We start from the raw sequence: 16,947 nt of genomic DNA on the forward strand, positions 1-16,947 counted from the left end.
ACAACAGGAGAACGATGATGAAAAATAAGTTACTACGCTTTGCTCTTTTCGCAATGGCTGCACTTGGTATTCCCTTTACTGTGGTCGCCAACGATGAAGGCAAAATACTGATGATAGTTAGCAGCAACGGAAAAGAGGCTGGAGAAGTAGCACCCGGCTACGAGTTTGACGAATTCGCCAAAGCCTATTTGGTATTCAAGCAAAATGGATTGAAAGTGGATATTGCCAGCCCTGCTGGAGGTACGCCCGTGGCGGATAAATATAACCCCGAAAAAGACTTCAATGCGGAGGTGTTGGCAAACCGTCATATCATGGCGCAACTTACTCAAACCATTCCCACCAGTGCCGTGAATGCGCAGGATTACGATGCTGTATTTGTGGTGGGTGGAAAAGGTGCGATGTTCGACCTACCTGACGATAAGGCGCTGCAGCAGATTATCGCTGAGGTCTGGCACCAAAATGGTGTGGTGGCGGCCGTATGTCATGGCCCAGCCGCACTCGTCAATGTAACCCTTGATGATGGAAGTTATTTAATTGCGAATAAAAAAATAAATGGGTTTACTAATCAGGAAGAGCAATTGTTTGGCAAAAAATGGATAAATGAGTTTAAGTTTCTTTTAGAAGATAAATTTGCCGAAAGAGGAGCAAAATTCGAGTCTAGCCCATTTATGCTGAGCCACGTGGCGATAGATCAGCGACTTATAACAGGACAAAACCCTGCATCCACCGTTGCGGTAGCGAATAAAGTGGTGGAACAGCTCGGTAAAACACCCGTACAGAGTGCGCCCTATTCTGACGATTATACATTGGCAATCGTCGCCGACTACCTGAGTGGTAAAGAAGAGGCATTGGATAAATTCAAGCAGCAACCTGAAAACGTTCAGTTGGAGTGGGTGGGGATGTATGGTTATTACTATGCCGAAGTGGCAACTACGGACAACCAATCCAAGCAAGCACTGGAACTGATGCAGGTAGCTCAACCTTCGCTTAAGCATCCGATGCTTGGTGTAAAAATAGCACAAGTACAGCACGAGTTGGGCGAGGTGAATGCGGCGATAGTAACCCTTAATACGCTGTTAAAAGATACGCCTGACTTCCAACCTGCCCTAGACATGCTTAAAAGCCTGTCTATATAATCGGTTAAAAATCATGAGCACAGCGATGTTACCAGAGAGTTCTTCATTGCGTATTTTGCTGGTGGAAGACCAGCAAAATATGGCCAGAAATGTTGCAGATTATATGGAGCAACAGGGGCATGTGCTTGATTTTGCCGTTCGGGGTGATCAAGGGTTAATGTTAGCCACTCGAGAATATTACGATCTGGTTATACTTGACCTTAATTTACCCGGAATGGATGGTATTGAAGTGTGTCGTCAGCTTAGGCAACAGTCATCGCGACACGTGCCTGTTTTAATGCTGACGGCTAGAGACGCCATCGAGGATAAAATAACCGGTTTTACGGCAGGGGCGGATGATTACCTCACCAAACCATTTTCCCTTCAAGAGTTAGAGGTTCGGTGCATTGCGTTATCGCGGCGACACCTGCTACAAACCGATGACGTAGTGGTAATTGGGCCATTGCGAATAGACAGAAAACGTCAATCAGCCAGCCGCAATGGTGAGCTATTACCCTTACACACGATGGGATATCGTATTCTAGTTATACTGGCTGAAGCGTATCCGGTAGTGGTCAGTCGAAGTGAGCTTACGCATAAATTATGGGGTGATGAGCCTACCGAATCCGATGCATTGCGTTCGCATATTTATCAATTACGCAATGCGCTGGATAAATCTTTCCCATTCGCCATGTTAAAAACCATCCACGGCGTGGGGTTTGCGTTGCAAGATCAGAAAGATACCTCATTGTGAAAGCCGATCCCGATTTAGCTAAATTTAACAGCATCAGTAGACAGGTCATTATTCGCTTCTGTCTTTTCACCCTCATACTCTGTGCCGTTTACAGTTTGCTCAGTTTAATTATGTTGTACAACTTAGAAGACCGTTTTATCGAACGTGAAATGGCTCACGAAATGAATTATTTAAGCCAGGAATACCGTAACACTGGCAATTGGTCCGCACCACGGCGAGAACATATGAAGCTTTATTTCGCCAGGCAGGATTTTCCTCAGGATATTCGTGAGATGGCGATCCGCGAGCCACAGCGAAAAGAGTTTTCCGGTGATCAAGGACGTCATTACCATATAATGAAATTGCCCGCTTTTTCAGAGGCGTGGCTGGTGGCAGAAGTCAGTGGGGAATTATTGGTTAGGCCAATCAGAGACGATGTCATAAAGTTTTTAGTCATCAGTGGATTTGTCGTCACGCTTATTGCGTGTTTAATTGCGTGGCTTATTGGACGAAGAACTACTCAACCACTCAGAAAACTAGCGCATCTAATTAACACAATGCAACCAGGACAGATGCAGCAGGGTTTCTCAACGCAGTTTCCTAATAATGAGATTCGATTTCTGGCAAGGTCTCTGGAAAATACCATGCTTGCGTTTAATGAGGCGTTAAAGCGAGAAACATGTTTTACCCGAGATGTCAGTCATGAATTACGAACACCGCTTGCCGTTATTAGAAATGCACTAGAGGTATATCGTCAAGAACTCTCAACATTGCCTGCAGAGCTCAAACGTATTGATGATGCCAGCCAGAATATGGAGCGTATCGTCACCACCCTGTTAATGCTCGCAAGGGCGGAACATGTTGAAAGTGAAAAAGCGGCTGTAAAACTGATGCCCATTATCGAGCAGACTATCCTTAACCATCATCATTTACTGGCAGATAAACCGGTCAAAGTGAATGTGGAGGATTCCTGTCACGTATCAGTCTGGGCCCAGCCCGGTATGCTGGATGTACTGTTAGCCAATATTTTAAGTAACGCCTTTCAATACACCCTCAGTGGACAAGTCACTATTCGTTTCCACCAGAATATGCTGGTGATTGAAGATACTGGTCCTGGTATCGACACTGAAATTGCCAGCGAAATCACTTGCCCCGCCGTACGTGGGAAGCACAGTCTGGGATACGGTTTTGGGCTGGCTATTGTTGAGCGGCTATGTCAACAACAAGCCTGGGAGTTGAAGGTGAAAAGTGAACAAGGCACCGAAATCCAAATAAAAATCAACGCTTAACGGAATTGAGAAATCTTAACAAGGATAATTTGAACATGGCAAATAAAATAGCTTGTTTGGTGTTAACACTCTCGCTTTTCCTCATATAGCCCCAACCGATGGTTGTGATACCATCGGTGTATTCTTTTCGTGTACAGAAACATACTTGTTTAAGTGAAAACCAAACTCGTTACCCCAGAAGGCTATAAAAAACTCAAAGACGAACACGACCATTTGTGGTTTGAAAAGCGTCCGGAAATCACCAAAATTGTAACGTGGGCTGCGAGCCTGGGCGACCGCTCAGAAAACGCAGATTACACCTACAATAAGCGATTACTGCGACAAATCGACCGCCGTGTTCGTTTCCTGCGTAAGTTGCTTCCAGAACTGACCGTTGTGCATTATTCGCCGCAACAGGAAGGAAAAGTATTTTTTGGTGCCTGGGTAGAAATTGAAAATGAGTTGGGTGAAATTCATGCTTTTAGAATAGTGGGCCCGGAAGAAATTTACGGCGAAGAAAAAGGGGTTATTTCGATTGATTCGCCGATGGCGCGAGCCTTACTCAAGAAAGAAGTAGATGATGTGTGCACTGTGACCACGCCTTCTGGCAAAAAAGACTGGTATATCAATAAGATAAAATACCAACAAGCGTTTGCTAAAATGTCCGCCGGTGAACAAAGAAAATCATGAAAATCATTTAATGATTAATTTGTGAACAAAAATTCACGCAAACGGTCATAATTCATACTTAAAGCGTTTTTACGGTGTTACGTATTATGTATAGAAGTTTTTCTACGCGTTCTCAGTCAGTTTCAGCCTTAAATCTGGCAGTGACGATATCGGGATTCTTCCTCTTTTTGACCGGGGCGTTGCTGGTTATTGTGGGTTTTGTGGATATTTTTGGCAGTTGGGAAAACGTGAGAAAACTGGCATATTTACTAGCTGGAGCTATACTCTATAAGGTAGGTCTGACCATGATCAGACATTACGCTACGTTGACCCTAAAGAGGGAAAGACGTAGAGGATTCTGGCTTTAAAACATTTAGCTATAATAGTTTCGTGATTAGTACAAATCAATTTAATGATAAGTGCTGAAGGAGGGGCTAATTTCGAAATCCACGCTATACTTAAGTGACAATTCGAGAAAGTCGAAATTAAAAAATACCCGAATATTTAATCCGGGTTAAGCAGATACATATTAAGTTCTGCACATGTGGAATAAGGCGAGCAAGGATTATGCTCATCCCCAAAAATATGAGAAAGGCCGGCAGGTAACTGCCGGCTTTTTTCACATTTATTCAGACGCTTCTTCTTCGCCTTTAGGTATAACTTCTAACAGTTCAACTTCAAAAATAAGCGTAGAGTTAGGGGCGATATTCCCTGTCGCACGCTTACCATAAGCTAAGTTTGAAGGGATATGAAAACGGTATTTTGCACCCTCTTTCATTAATTGGACACCCTCGGTCCAGCCGACAATAACCCGATCAAGTGGGAAAACAGCAGGTTCGTTACGTGCGTATGACGAATCAAATTCGGTGCCGTCAAGTAAAGTGCCTTTATAATGCACTTTAACTGTATCTTCTTTGTCTGGGCTTTTCCCCTCACCTTCTTCAAGTACTTCATACTGCAGTCCTGAATCAGTGGTTTTAACCCCTTCTTTTTTAGCGTTCTGGGCTAAATACGCTTCACCAGCGGCAATATTCTCTTCTGCTTTTTTCGTAGCAATTTCTTGTTGCTTAGCGCGAAGCGACTGCTCACCTTCCTGGGCAAATTGCTGGATTTCCTGAGTTGAGAATTTCAGGCTGTCGTTTAAGGCATCTTTAAAACCTTGCATGAGAGCATCCTGGTCCATCTCTTCACCCATTTCTTTTTGCTGCTTCGCACGATTATCAACAAAAAGACCCATGCTTGCGCCCATGGCATATGCTTGCTTCTGCGCAGCCGTCATTTCACTGCCTTGATTGTCCGTCGAAGCAATTTCAGCCGACTCAGCTTTGTCTGTGGCGGTTGTGTTTTCTTCATTGGTATTTGGTTGGCAGGCAAAAAGGCCTAACGCAGTAAGGGTAGATAAGGCGACTAGCGACTTACGCATAAAAAACTTCTCCATAATCTTGTTTAAATCGTACTTTACCATGTCGTTTTTTGGCACGTTACACAATGTCATAGTGCTACTGCTAAATGGTAACCGTTTTGACGATCGTTACAGTGTAAAATTAAACGTGTTCCGTGCTATGGTAAACGTAGTAGTAACAAAGCGAAACCCATTTGACAGGAATCATTAACAATTGTTCCCTAAAGCTTTATTAATTTTCCTATTGGTTACGTTCATCGCTGCCTGCTCAGTGCCAGAAAGTAAACCTGACAAAGTTTGGCGTCATGCGGAGGAAGCAGCTTTTGCGGCCGATATCAGTCCGGATGGTCGCTTTTCAGTTGTGTCTAGCCTTACGCAGGGCATTAATGTGTGGCAATACGGGAAAGAAGAGCCCATCTATCAATGGAGCCACCAAGGCGCGGGCAGTAATGTGGTCGTTTCCGTGCATATTTCTGCTGATAACCAATATGTTGCCACCTCTGACAGAGAAGCCTTTGCCTTGTGGAGCATGCGGCGCGGAGAGCCCGTTGGTTTTTGGCGAATCGACGAGTCGTCGGTGCGTGATATAGCCGTAGCAAATGAGGGCAAAGGGCTTCTTGTCGCTCGCTCCAACGGCAAAGTAATGTACTTTGAGCCAATGACTGGGCGACGTCTGGAATTTTTGGGTCACCAGGAAAAAGTAAATAGCGTTGACATCTCACCCAACGGGAAATTTGCCTTAAGTGGCGGCAATGATTATGTGGCCTATCTGTGGAGTACCGAATCGGGACAAATCATTCATACCTTTACCCATCCTAGTAGAGTAACGTTGGTCGCTATAGATGATGAAGGACGATACGTGTTTACTGCGGACAGCCAGCAAAAGTCACAGATATGGAACGCGCAAACAGGTGCGCCGGTAAGTAATTTGCAGTATATTGCGCGTCAGAAAATTTTTACCGATGCTGTATTCTCAAAAGATGGTAAGCGCTTGCTAACGGGAGCCCCCTCTCGTCGTGTCTATGAGTGGGATATCCAAACGGGTGAGCAAATAAATGAATGGAAAGTGGCTCCCCGAGAAAATATGAGCCCTCCCAGCGCTGTTGTGTATGGCGTAGGGTATATCGATGAGAAACACGTGCTCACAGAAAGCAGTAGCGGTTTGGCCGAGTTATGGAGTCGCGAAAATGACTAATCCATTGATAGAACAACAATTACATAGTGCAGAGCAGTTTATCGAAGAACTGCAAACGAAAGTGGCTTTTCAGGAGCACACTATCGAATTATTAAACGATGCGTTGGCCAGTCAACAGCATCAGCTAGATAAACTGCAATACCAAATGAAACAAGTATTACAAAAAGTCAAAGCGATAGAGCCATCCAATATTGCCAAGCCATCTGAAGAAACGCCCCCTCCCCATTATTAGCGCGCGAGAGTAAGTGGGCACGATTGCCTCATCTCACTTCGTAAATTTCAGGTGGAGAAGAGTAGGTTCCTCTTCCCCACCTGAACTGACATAAATTCACCCCTTTGTATTCCTATTAATACCAAACATTAATGCGAATAGGTATAAGCTTTACTTTACATCATTTGAAACGCTGAAGATAAATGTACACGGGTGGTCTGTGTAGGTGTTTTATTAAAAAACTTGATTCCACAGCGCAAATTTGTTTAATTTGTAAGCAGGTCGAAGCCCGTTCACAATTTGGATAGTGGGTTAATAAGAAAAAGGGGTAATAAATATGGGTAGGTTTTGGTTAATTCTTGCAGGCTGTGCCAGCTTTTTCGCATCTTTACTGCATGTGGCCATCATTTTCCGAGGTGCTGACTGGTACCGCACCTTCGGTGCGGGCGAACAGATGGCTCGATTGGCAGAATCAGGTAGTTTATATCCTGTTATCGTTACCGGTGTTATTGCGCTGGGATTATTCATCGGGGCTTTGTATGCGTTCTCCGCGGCAAATCTTTTGACCAGATTACCCCTTCAAAAAGCTGTTCTTTACCTTCTTACCGGGGTTTTTTTAGTACGGGGTGCAATCGGGCTGGTATTTGTTGTATCACCAAATTTTTATCTACCCGCGGCCAATCCCCCGTTGTTCTGGTTAATTAGTTCTGCAGTATGCATTATGCTGGGTACCAGCTATTTGCTTGGCACCCGGTGGCACAACCGAGACACCCGTGCGCATCAATTTGCCTGAGAGCGAATTTCGATCAATTTAGTCTGTCTGCTATCAAAATAGTGAACCTGCTGTCCGTCAAAATACGCATCTTCTTCTAACATGATGCGTATTTCTTTGTTCCATTCTTTTGCATCATAAGCGTTATTTAATTCAATGGAGTAAGCAGTATTCGCATGCAGAGGATAATCGCCATCGCCGGGTACCCCATCCTGTTGATCCCACATGCCTAAGGTGGTGCCAGCGGCATGCCCATGGTAGCCCAGAGGGTGGGTGTAAATAGTGGGTTTTAATCCCGCTTTTCTAGCAGCCTGTAGACTTTCTTTTAACACTTCATTGCCCGTTTTGCCTACTGCAAACCTGACGGTAAAAATATCCTGTAACTGGTTACCCTTCGCCAGTGCCTCATGCAAAAAATCCGGAGCGGTTTTTTCGTGTGGCCTCAATACATAGGCATGCTGTTGGGTATCGGTATGTAAGCGTAAGTAGCTTATTCCAAAGTCGACATGTAGTAAGTCGCCGTGTTGAATCACTTTAGCCGATGCATCAGTAAAAGTATTTTCATGGTCAAACTGCGCTGCACTTCGGCGTTGGATGGAAACGGAGGGATGAAACCAGGTGTCTAACCTTAAGGACACCACCTTTTCGCGAAACCACCAGACTAAATCCTCAGTAGTGGTTTCGCCCGGGGTAATGGTTTTACTGGAAAACCCTTCGGCAATGATTGCGTGGGCTATTTTCCCCATGGTTTTCATGAGTTCGATTTCTTCAGGTAAACGCTGTTCCAGCCAAGCCACCGCTACCGCCTCTGCAGACACTAAGCGTTTTTGATATTGCGGTTTTAATGCCGCAATTAAGCGTGCTTTTTCACTGGCTACCAAGCCGTCGGCATGCGCCCAGTTTGCGGATTGATTGATTCCAATCCGTTGAGGATTATGTTTTTCTATAAACTCTGCAAGTGCCCGCCACTGGTCGGGTTGTGCATCTTTGTTCCATGCGCGCTTGAACAGCTTGCCCACGGGGTAAGGCGCAATGGCGTGGGTTAAAACGGTATTCTCATCTGTCAACGTCACCACCAACATGGTCGTACGACGAGCCGATAGCCACGTTGCAGGAAGTAAAGTCTTTAAAACAGGATCCTCATTGTATTCACTACTAATCAGCAGCCACATGTCGATGTCAGCGTCCTTCATTGCCTGCGGTAGTATTTGATGGACGCGTTTATGTGTAAGTGAATCAACAATTTCTGCTCTTTGCTTGAGTGGCAATATTTCTTCAAAAGGGGAAGCTACGGCATTAATACTAAGTAATAACAATAAGACGAAAGGGCGCATTTAAAGGGTCCGGTTTATGAGCAGAAACGCTACTATAAGTAAAAAGCACATAAAAAAAAAGCGTCACCGGGACGCTTTTTACATGGGCATTAAGACTAAAACCTGTCTAAATTCATTACTTTGTGCCACGCCTTAACAAAGTGATCGACAAACATTTGATCTGCGTCATTTGAGGCATAAACTTCTGCCACTGCCCGAAGTTCCGCATTGGCGCCAAAGACGAGGTCGACCGGTGTGGCCGTCCACTTGTTTTTCCCACTTTTGCGGTCGACCCCTTGATATAATCCTTCATTGTCGTCCATCTTCTCCCACTTCGTATCCATACTTAACAGATTAACAAAAAAGTCGTTATTCAATGTACCCGGTTTATTCGTCAAGATACCGTGCTGGGCACCATTCGCATTTGCATCTAACGCTCGCATTCCACCAATGAGGACGGTCATTTCGGGTACTGTCAAGCTTAGCTGGTCCGCTTTATCTACCATCATTTCTAAAACCGGACGATAACTATTGGCTTCATTGTAATAGTTTCTGAATGCATCGGCAGTGGGCTCAAGTAACGCAAAGGATTCAACATCGGTTTGTGTTTGTGTTGCATCAGCTCGACCCGCCTCGAAAGGCACCGCTACGGGGTGACCCGCATCTTGCGCAGCCTTCTCAATAGCCGCAGCCCCGCCAAGGATAATCAAATCTGCCATAGAGACCTGTTTCTGCTGTGAATTTTTATTAAAATCAGTCTGAATTTTGGTCAGCGTGGATAACACTCTCTTAAGCTCATCAGGGTTGTTAACTTCCCAACTATTTTGCGGTGCAAGGCGCAACCGTCCACCATTAGCGCCCCCACGCATATCCGTGACACGATGACTTGAAGCAGCAGCCCACGCCGTTCTGACCAGCTCAGAAACCGTCAGTTTACTGTCCAGAATCTGCTGCTTAAGTGACGCAATATCCTCGTCGCTAACCTGCTCGTAACCGACAGTTGGAACCGGGTCTTGCCAAATTAGTTCTTCCTGTGGAATGCCCTTACCTAGATAACGTGTCGTGGGTCCCATATCGCGGTGGGTGAGTTTGTACCACGCTTTACCGAATGCCTTTTTATACTCATCGGGATTTTTGAGAAAACGCTCAGCAATTTTTCTATATTCAGGGTCGAATTTCAGCGCCAGGTCTGCGGTCGTCATTACCGGAGGATTTTTCTTTCCGTTTACGTGTGCGTCGGGCACCGCGTTGTGCAGGGACTTATCTTTAGGATGCCAGACAATACCGCCGGCAGGGCTTTTTGTCTGTTCCCATTCAAGATTAAGTAAATTAGACAAGTACAAAGAGGACCATTTGGTTGGAGTTTGGGTCCAAGCCCCTTCTATTCCGCTTGTTGTGGTATCTTCTGAATGACCCTTGCCACATTTATTTATCCATCCCTGCCCCTGTTTTTCCAAACCTGCGGCAGCCGGTTCTTTACCTACACAGTCCGGTTTTCTGGCTCCATGCATTTTACCGAATGTATGGCCACCGGCGATTAACGCAACCGTTTCTTCATCATTCATGGCCATACGACTAAACGCTGTTCGAATATTTTTTGCCGAACCCATCGGATCAGGCTTACCCATTGGGCCTTCGGGGTTAACATAGATCAGCCCCATGTGAGTTGCCCCTAACGGACGAATCAATTCGCCGTCTTTATTCATGCGATCACTGGCAAGCATTTCAACTTCTGGCCCCCAATAAACAAAATCTGGCTCCCAATCATCAGCGCGGCCGTAAGCAAAGCCGTAGATTTCAAAACCCATGTTTTTCATACCAATTGTTCCAGCCAGCACCATCAGGTCACTCCAGGATAATGCTCTGCCATACTTTTGTTTAATCGGCCATAGCAACCGACGAGCCTTATCCAGGTTACCGTTATCGGGCCAACTATTCAGAGGGTCAAAACGCATTTGACCCCCGCTAGCGCCACCTCGACCGTCTACGGTGCGATAGGTGCCGGCACTATGCCAGCTTAAACGAATAAACAGAGGGCCATAGTTACCAAAATCTGCTGGCCACCAATCCTTCGACGATGTTAAGAGCTCATTCACATCCTTTTCTACTGCCTCAATATCCAGCTTTTTAAATTCTTCTGCATAACGGAATTCAGCACCATACGGATTGGAGCGGGTTTCATGGTCCCTTAATGGCGACAAGTCCAGTTGATCCGGCCACCAGAATTGGTTGGATACCGGTGAAGAAAGTTCACTAATGATACGATCATCAGCTGCGAGCGGTGTTGCCACGAGTAACGCACATAATGTCGCGACCTTTGTTTTACGCATTAGCATATAAACGCCTTATTCGGGAGAGCCACAAAGTTATCGAAAATATAGGTTACAACTTATTAACTTTCCATTTACCGCTAATTCATATAAGCGATTGCTGTGATGAGTTTTTATGATTAGGTTTATCAAAACTTATTAGACAGACACCATCACGAAATGAAAAACCTATAAAGTTCAATATTAAGTGAGCGGATGGCACATTCTGTGCGTATATGTAATCGAGCTAACAAATGGAGATGAACAATGACCAAATTTCATAAATTTTTAGCCATTACCAGTATGGCTTTGGCCTTAGGCGCATGTGACGTGGATAAGACAGAAGATGGCGAACTGCCTGACGTAGATGCTGATGCAGGTGAGCTACCTGAATATGAGGTCAAAAAAACCGATGAAGGCGAACTTCCCGATGTCGATGTAGAGGGAGGCGAAATGCCCGAATATGACGTCGATGTGGCAGACGTAGATGTAGGTACTACTACGAAGGAAGTAGAGGTGCCCACCGTTGATGTCACCATGCCAGACGAGGACGAAGAAGACGAAGAAGACAAGGATAGATAATTTCCTTTTCATCACCAGCAGATTAAGGAGCCAGCTGTAAGCTGGTTCCTTCAGCTTTTCATTTTTCGTTATGTGTAATGTTTGCCCATCGAATAAAAAATGTTCGCGGTACTACTTCTGCAAAAAACTTCTTTGCCTAATAATAGATTAAGGTAAAATTAATTATCCGATAGTAACGCCGGAGGCTTACTTATTATCGCTTTCCGCATTTTCTGTTTCAGATGGCTCCAATTCGTCGGTTTTGGGCTGTTCCAATTCCACGCTATTTTCCAGGTCGCCTTGCATCGCACGAATAAACGCGTTTTTCAAAATACCCAGAATGGAAGGGATAATAGCGGTATCTGGCTCTTCAATAGACCCTTCTATGGGGATGCGGGTAGCAATTTGATCTTCAGACTGATTCTCGAATATTTCAGTAACAAAAGCAGAGAGCATTTCTGTTAACCCTTCGAAAAAACCATCCCCATCTTCTTCAATATCCCCTTTCCACGAAAAGACTTCCACGTTATGCAATACTGGCTTGGCGTAGCCCGATATTTTGCCATTGTCACTAGCCAACTCCAAGGCCAAATCAAGTGAGCCGGCCTCTAAGTCGAATGGCGCATAGGTATCGAGGAAATTTTTGAAATTGACGAGCGCCACTCCTTCAGCTTGTGCATCAATATCAAAGGTGGGATTTTTAGTGGAGGGATCTAAAGAAGCGTGGAACTTCAAGGTACCAGCGTCTTCAGTTTGACCTTGGGCTTGTACACGAGCGACTAGATCTCTGGAGAGATCTCTGCTGTTGACAAGGTTTTGTGCGATTAAATCAATATCGTGCAAAGAGAGGTGGACTTCAGGTTCAACATCAGTGTTGTGAAAGCCAATCTTACCTTTATGAATACGTAGCTGATCTATTTTAAGTGGAAATAGTTGATCAGCCAGCACCAGCCACTTTTCATCCTTACCTGATTGGGCCTTGGTTTTGTCTTTGCTATCAACAAAATTTAGCTCGGGTTGGTAAAGATTTATCGACCCAACAAATGCACCATCTAACAGAGCCGACCACAGTAAACTAAACTCGACTTCATTCGCTTTGATAAACGGTTCTTTAACTTTTCCGTTGCGCTTGACCAACACAATATCTTCGAAGCTGTAAGCTCCTCGCCACAGCATGATATCGACATCACCTACCCGACCTACAAATTCCTGAGGGGTTTCGTTGCCAGCAAATCCTTCCGGTTCCGACAGCATTCTGTTGACATACCACTCAACCGCGTAAGGCAGTGCTAAACGCAACGCAATTATGATCCCCAGAAAGATGAGAACCCCCGTGATCCAGCGAGAATACGTTTTTGATTGCATCGAAGCGACCCTGCTTTAATCCATTACCGTTCAAACGGCAAACTAGGACAGAACGATCATAAATAAAGCAGAGTTAAGGTTTAAAAACACCGATTACACTGTGCTTGGATTTTGCTGCATGCTGCACATTTTCTTCGGTCTGGCTTTCACTATATCCACAGGCTACGCATTCAAGTTTTTCAACATTATGTTCCATATATAACATAACAGTATCGGCGGCCTTGCACTGAGGGCACGTTGCACCAGCGATGAAACGCTTGCGTTTTTTCGTCGTCATTGTGTTCCTTTCATTATTAGGATGACGCTGATTATACCGCAATTAAGCCATTAATAATTCCTCAAACATTCTGGTATGATACGCGCCGAAATTGGGGAGACGGATATTACATGATTAAATTGTCAAACATGACGTTGATGCGGGGCAACAAGGTGCTGCTGGATGAAGTGTCAGCGCAAATTAATCCGGGTCAAAAAGTCGCGTTAATCGGTGCAAATGGTTGTGGAAAATCCAGTTTGTTTGCGCTTCTGCGTCACGAACTGAGTGCGGAAACCGGCGAATGTAACCTTCCCATTCAGTGGCGCATTGTTAGCGTCGCGCAGGAAACGCCTGCTACCGAACGACGGGCAATTGATTATGTTATTGATGGTGATACCCACCTGCGCTCGTTGCAAGCGGATCTGGTTAAAGCTGAACAAAGCCATGATGGCGAAGCCATAGGTAAGTTGCATGGCCAGTTAGAGCATTCAGGCGCCTATACCGTAGAGGCGCGAGCCGCCACTATACTAGCTGGGCTGGGATTTTCGCAAGCACAACTAGTGCATCCAGTCAGCGCATTTTCAGGAGGATGGCGAATGCGGCTGAACTTGGCGCAGGCATTACTATGTCCTTCTGATTTGTTGCTGTTGGATGAGCCTACCAACCATTTGGATCTGGATGCCGTCATCTGGCTGGAAAAATGGCTTCAACGTTATGAAGGAACGTTAATTCTCATATCCCACGACAAGGCGTTTATTGATAGTGCGGTGTCCAGCATTATCAGCATTGAACACAAAAAGCTGGTGGCGTATACCGGTAATTACTCCAGCTACGAAAAACAGCGTGCCGAGCGCGCGCGCTTGCAAACTATTGAGTACGAAAAACAACAGGCGAAACGAGCGCATTTGGAATCTTTTATCAATCGATTTAAAGCAAAGGCGAGTAAAGCGAAACAGGCGCAAAGTCGAATCAAACAGTTGCAAAAAATGGAAGATTTGCTGCCTGCTCATGCCCAGAGCCAGTTTAACTTCTCATTCGCCGAACCCTCGGCGCTGCCCAATCCGCTGGTGCAAATGAGCGATATCAAGCTGGGATATGGTGAAACGACCATTCTTAAACAAGTTAAGCTTAACTTGGTACCCGGGAGTCGTATTGGTTTGTTAGGGCGCAATGGTCAGGGCAAGTCTACGTTGATCAAATTATTAGCGGGCGTATTGACACCACAGCATGGTAATTTCACCACTGCACAAGGATTGAACGTAGGTTACTTTGCCCAGCATCAGTTAGAAACCCTCGACCCTAAAGCAAGCGCGTTATTGCATATTCAGCGTCTGGACGAAAAAGCGACTGAACAATCGATGCGTGATTATCTGGGTGGGTTCGGTTTTCATGGTGACGAAGCGACCTCGCCGGTGGCGCCTATGTCAGGCGGTGAGAAAGCGCGATTGGTGTTAGCCATGATAGTTTATCAAAAGCCTAATCTACTATTGCTGGATGAACCCACCAACCATTTAGATCTGGAAATGCGCCATGCGTTGAATATCGCTTTACAAGCCTACGAAGGGGCCATGGTATTGGTTTCGCACGATCGCTTTCTGCTCGGTTCAGTGTGCGAATCGTTTTATTTGGTTAATGAAGGCGAAGTTAATCCGTTTGATGGCGACTTAGAGGACTACAAAAACTGGATACTCGCTCAGGTTAAAGCTGTGCAGCAGCCAGTTGACGCAGAGGCTAAGGTAGATCGCAAGGCTGAAAAGCGCAAGCAGGCGGAACTTCGTCAACAAGCAGCGCCATTTAAAAAGGCACTAGAAAAGTATGAGAAGCAGATGGCGAACGCTACTGATGAATTGTCAAAGATTGAAGAGCAATTAGCCCAACCGGATATTTACGATGACAGGAATAAAGCCACATTGCTTGAGCTACTCACCCGTCAAACACATTTAAAAACGCAGGTAGAAGAGGTGGAATCTCTATGGTTGGAAGCGCAAGATGCTATCGAAACCATTATGCAGGAGAAAAAAGCCGATACTGAATAGGCTTAACAAGTGGTCAATCTCTGTCCATTTTTTTTACAGTAACAAAAAATTGTTGATTTCGGGTTAAATTAACCTATTGATTTAACGAGTAATTTATCTATTGGCTTAATCGTTGCTTATGCCTAAGCGGAACAATAACACTAACTAGGCACTCAACATGAAAACAGCAAGAATACTGGCTCTATTATTAAGCTTTATGTCGATATCGGCGCAAGCTGCATATATCCATATCGATGATAGTGATGTGGATACCATAACTATTACTGCCGGAGATTTTGAAGATGGTTTCTCAGTAAACGGCGAACTACTTACAGTCGGTCTGGGCGAGAGCGGTTCAATCACACTGGAAGACGGGCTTCCCCATTTCTTTACCGGGCGGTGGGTCGATCTGGGAAGCTTGCCAACAGGCCCCGAGATAGACAGTCTGCCTGTCCCTGAAATAGTTCTATTATTTGGCCTTGATAATGTACCGTTTAGTGGTATGGGAGCAATTCGAGATACTGATGGATTTATGGGTTCCATAGAAGGGTTGTTTGTTGGCTTTGACCCCCTTATGTGGGGTTTAGGCACCCCTCCTGTAGAAGATATCCCTTTCCCTGTCTACGCACAGGATGGGTCTACCAAATTCTTTTCGGCTCCTTTTTTAACCGGTACCTTCACCTCTGAAGCCGCACAAGTACCAGAGCCTGCAATGGTAGGATTATTGGCACTGGGTTTAGCCGGTTTAGGATTGAGACGCCGCCGCACGTTCGCGTAAAAGCCGCGGTATTCATCGAACTAAGATTCTTTAGTTACCCCATGCCCGTTAACTGATTAGCGGGCATTTTACTTTTCTAACCTAAACGCTTTTTGCACTCTCCCGTATTTTGAATAATCATAAATAAGATTAGCTTGGGTTTTGTAAGCGTACTGGCGAGCGATTTCACCTCTTTCATTTTAGAGGAATAAAACAACGTTGGTGGGTGTACGCCCTATCGCCCACTAAGACGCAATATTGTTGGAATTACGAAAAAACCAGTGTTGTGTTAAACACGAACTCATTTACAATCGATCACGCACGCACGCACGCAGCGGCGAGCGTCGTGTTGGTTTCTCTATGTATGTGAAGAAGATACTATGGCGCGTCGTTCGGCGTCGGCAGTGCTTTTTGAAAGAGCGAAACTGGTTGATTTTACGTTACCAGCGCGCATACGTGATAAACACAATCCGTTAATTAGTTTAGAAAAGGGGCACAAAGATTGCCCCTAAGTAATGGCAACCAATGACAAAACTCTCTTTCCAGCACTTTTGGAATTTTAGTGTTACACACTATTTGGCAGGCGAAAATAAACGATGTTGCCTGACATTACAGGATCAGTATGGCGTGAATGTTAACCTGTTGCTTTTATTAGGTTGGTGCATCACACATCATAAAATAGTGACGCTGGTTCAGTGGAATGAGTTGCAAGGGGCTATTGAACAAAGTGACGAAAATTTAAAAGCTCATCGCCATAGGCGCCAAAAAGAAAAGCAAAAGACGCAATTTGACAGCGCTCGCTATCAGCTTTTAAAGGATCAGGAGCTAGTATTGGAACGTAGGCAGCAAGCGGATATGCTGGAGCAGTTTAGTCAGCAAGTCCATCTTTGTATTGAGCCTGACCAGGTTAATGGTAGTATCCCTGCTTTTGTTCATTCATATAACTTGCGCGGTAAACCCGACGCACTGGCGTTAATGGCCGAAGTTATTAACTCACTGTAGAAAA

Annotated in this window: 18 protein-coding genes; 13 read left to right on the plus strand and 5 right to left on the minus strand. The window is 45.1% G+C overall.

Going from position 1 to position 16,947, the window contains the following annotated elements; all coding sequences use genetic code 11:
• Positions 1-14: 14 nt before the first annotated feature.
• The 5 genes from OPS25_RS10960 (at position 15) to OPS25_RS10980 (ending at position 4,153) form a co-directional block, all read left to right on the plus strand.
• The gene (locus OPS25_RS10960; RefSeq protein ID WP_265617761.1) at positions 15-1,136 is read left to right on the plus strand and encodes a type 1 glutamine amidotransferase domain-containing protein; all 1,122 of its coding nucleotides are present in this window, start codon (positions 15-17) and stop codon (positions 1,134-1,136) included.
• 13 nt (positions 1,137-1,149) lie between these two features.
• Positions 1,150-1,869, plus strand: a complete 720-nt coding sequence (locus tag OPS25_RS10965) for a response regulator transcription factor (RefSeq protein WP_265617762.1) — start codon at positions 1,150-1,152, stop codon at positions 1,867-1,869.
• Positions 1,866-3,137, plus strand: a complete 1,272-nt coding sequence (locus tag OPS25_RS15930; RefSeq protein WP_265617763.1) for a sensor histidine kinase — start codon at positions 1,866-1,868, stop codon at positions 3,135-3,137. The genes OPS25_RS10965 and OPS25_RS15930 overlap by 4 nt, the downstream gene beginning before the upstream one ends.
• Before the next feature lie 153 nt (positions 3,138-3,290).
• Positions 3,291-3,806: a transcription elongation factor GreB gene (gene greB / locus OPS25_RS10975; RefSeq protein ID WP_265617764.1), complete on the plus strand. Its 516-nt coding sequence runs from the start codon at positions 3,291-3,293 to the stop codon at positions 3,804-3,806.
• Between the two features lie 86 nt (positions 3,807-3,892).
• Entirely contained in the window at positions 3,893-4,153 is a 261-nt protein-coding gene (locus OPS25_RS10980) for a hypothetical protein (protein ID WP_265617765.1), read from the plus strand.
• A gap of 257 nt (positions 4,154-4,410) precedes the next feature.
• Here OPS25_RS10980 and fkpA read toward each other — a convergent pair whose 3' ends face one another.
• Positions 4,411-5,208: an FKBP-type peptidyl-prolyl cis-trans isomerase gene (gene fkpA, locus OPS25_RS10985; RefSeq protein WP_265617766.1), complete on the minus strand. Its 798-nt coding sequence runs from the start codon at positions 5,206-5,208 to the stop codon at positions 4,411-4,413.
• Between the two features lie 193 nt (positions 5,209-5,401).
• Between fkpA and OPS25_RS10990 the strand changes: the two genes are divergently transcribed.
• From OPS25_RS10990 to OPS25_RS11000, 3 genes are all read left to right on the plus strand, one after another.
• Entirely contained in the window at positions 5,402-6,382 is a 981-nt protein-coding gene (locus OPS25_RS10990) for a WD40 repeat domain-containing protein (protein WP_265617767.1), read from the plus strand.
• Positions 6,375-6,614, plus strand: coding sequence for a SlyX family protein (locus tag OPS25_RS10995; RefSeq protein WP_265617768.1), 240 nt, complete (start codon positions 6,375-6,377; stop codon positions 6,612-6,614). The genes OPS25_RS10990 and OPS25_RS10995 overlap by 8 nt, the downstream gene beginning before the upstream one ends.
• Positions 6,615-6,930: 316 nt before the next feature.
• Complete coding sequence (locus tag OPS25_RS11000; RefSeq protein WP_265617769.1) at positions 6,931-7,386, plus strand: hypothetical protein; 456 nt, start codon at positions 6,931-6,933, stop codon at positions 7,384-7,386.
• Here OPS25_RS11000 and OPS25_RS11005 read toward each other — a convergent pair.
• Positions 7,374-8,699 carry a M24 family metallopeptidase gene (locus OPS25_RS11005; protein ID WP_265617770.1) on the minus strand — a complete coding sequence of 442 codons (1,326 nt, stop codon included), beginning with the start codon at positions 8,697-8,699 and terminating at the stop codon, positions 7,374-7,376. The two genes, OPS25_RS11000 and OPS25_RS11005, sit on opposite strands and share 13 nt — an antisense overlap.
• 95 nt (positions 8,700-8,794) lie before the next feature.
• Positions 8,795-11,008 (minus strand): catalase/peroxidase HPI, encoded by a 2,214-nt coding sequence (gene katG, locus OPS25_RS11010; protein WP_407080235.1) that lies wholly within the window; start codon positions 11,006-11,008, stop codon positions 8,795-8,797.
• Between the two features lie 246 nt (positions 11,009-11,254).
• On the opposite strand from katG, the gene OPS25_RS11015 reads away from it, so the two are divergent.
• A complete protein-coding gene (locus tag OPS25_RS11015) occupies positions 11,255-11,569 on the plus strand; it encodes a hypothetical protein (RefSeq protein WP_265617772.1) in 315 nt (104 codons plus the stop codon).
• Positions 11,570-11,755: 186 nt separating this feature from the next.
• Here the strand turns inward: OPS25_RS11015 and OPS25_RS11020 are convergent, their stop codons facing one another.
• Positions 11,756-12,913, minus strand: a complete 1,158-nt coding sequence (locus tag OPS25_RS11020) for a DUF748 domain-containing protein (protein WP_265617773.1) — start codon at positions 12,911-12,913, stop codon at positions 11,756-11,758.
• 73 nt (positions 12,914-12,986) lie between these two features.
• A complete protein-coding gene (locus tag OPS25_RS11025; protein ID WP_265617774.1) occupies positions 12,987-13,190 on the minus strand; it encodes a YheV family putative zinc ribbon protein in 204 nt (67 codons plus the stop codon).
• 110 nt (positions 13,191-13,300) lie between these two features.
• Between OPS25_RS11025 and OPS25_RS11030 the strand changes: the two genes are divergently transcribed.
• The 4 genes from OPS25_RS11030 to OPS25_RS11045 all read left to right on the plus strand — a co-directional run bounded on the left by OPS25_RS11030 (position 13,301) and on the right by OPS25_RS11045 (position 16,943).
• Complete coding sequence (locus tag OPS25_RS11030) at positions 13,301-15,205, plus strand: ATP-binding cassette domain-containing protein (protein ID WP_265617775.1); 1,905 nt, start codon at positions 13,301-13,303, stop codon at positions 15,203-15,205.
• Between the two features lie 157 nt (positions 15,206-15,362).
• Complete coding sequence (locus OPS25_RS11035) at positions 15,363-15,962, plus strand: PEP-CTERM sorting domain-containing protein (RefSeq protein WP_265617776.1); 600 nt, start codon at positions 15,363-15,365, stop codon at positions 15,960-15,962.
• A gap of 359 nt (positions 15,963-16,321) precedes the next feature.
• Positions 16,322-16,453, plus strand: a complete 132-nt coding sequence (locus tag OPS25_RS11040; RefSeq protein ID WP_265617777.1) for a hypothetical protein — start codon at positions 16,322-16,324, stop codon at positions 16,451-16,453.
• Positions 16,454-16,466: 13 nt separating this feature from the next.
• Complete coding sequence (locus OPS25_RS11045) at positions 16,467-16,943, plus strand: TIGR02444 family protein (RefSeq protein WP_265617778.1); 477 nt, start codon at positions 16,467-16,469, stop codon at positions 16,941-16,943.
• The last annotated feature ends 4 nt before the right edge of the window (positions 16,944-16,947 follow it).

Source organism: Alteromonas aquimaris, from assembly GCF_026183695.1.
GTDB lineage: Bacteria > Pseudomonadota > Gammaproteobacteria > Enterobacterales > Alteromonadaceae > Alteromonas > Alteromonas aquimaris.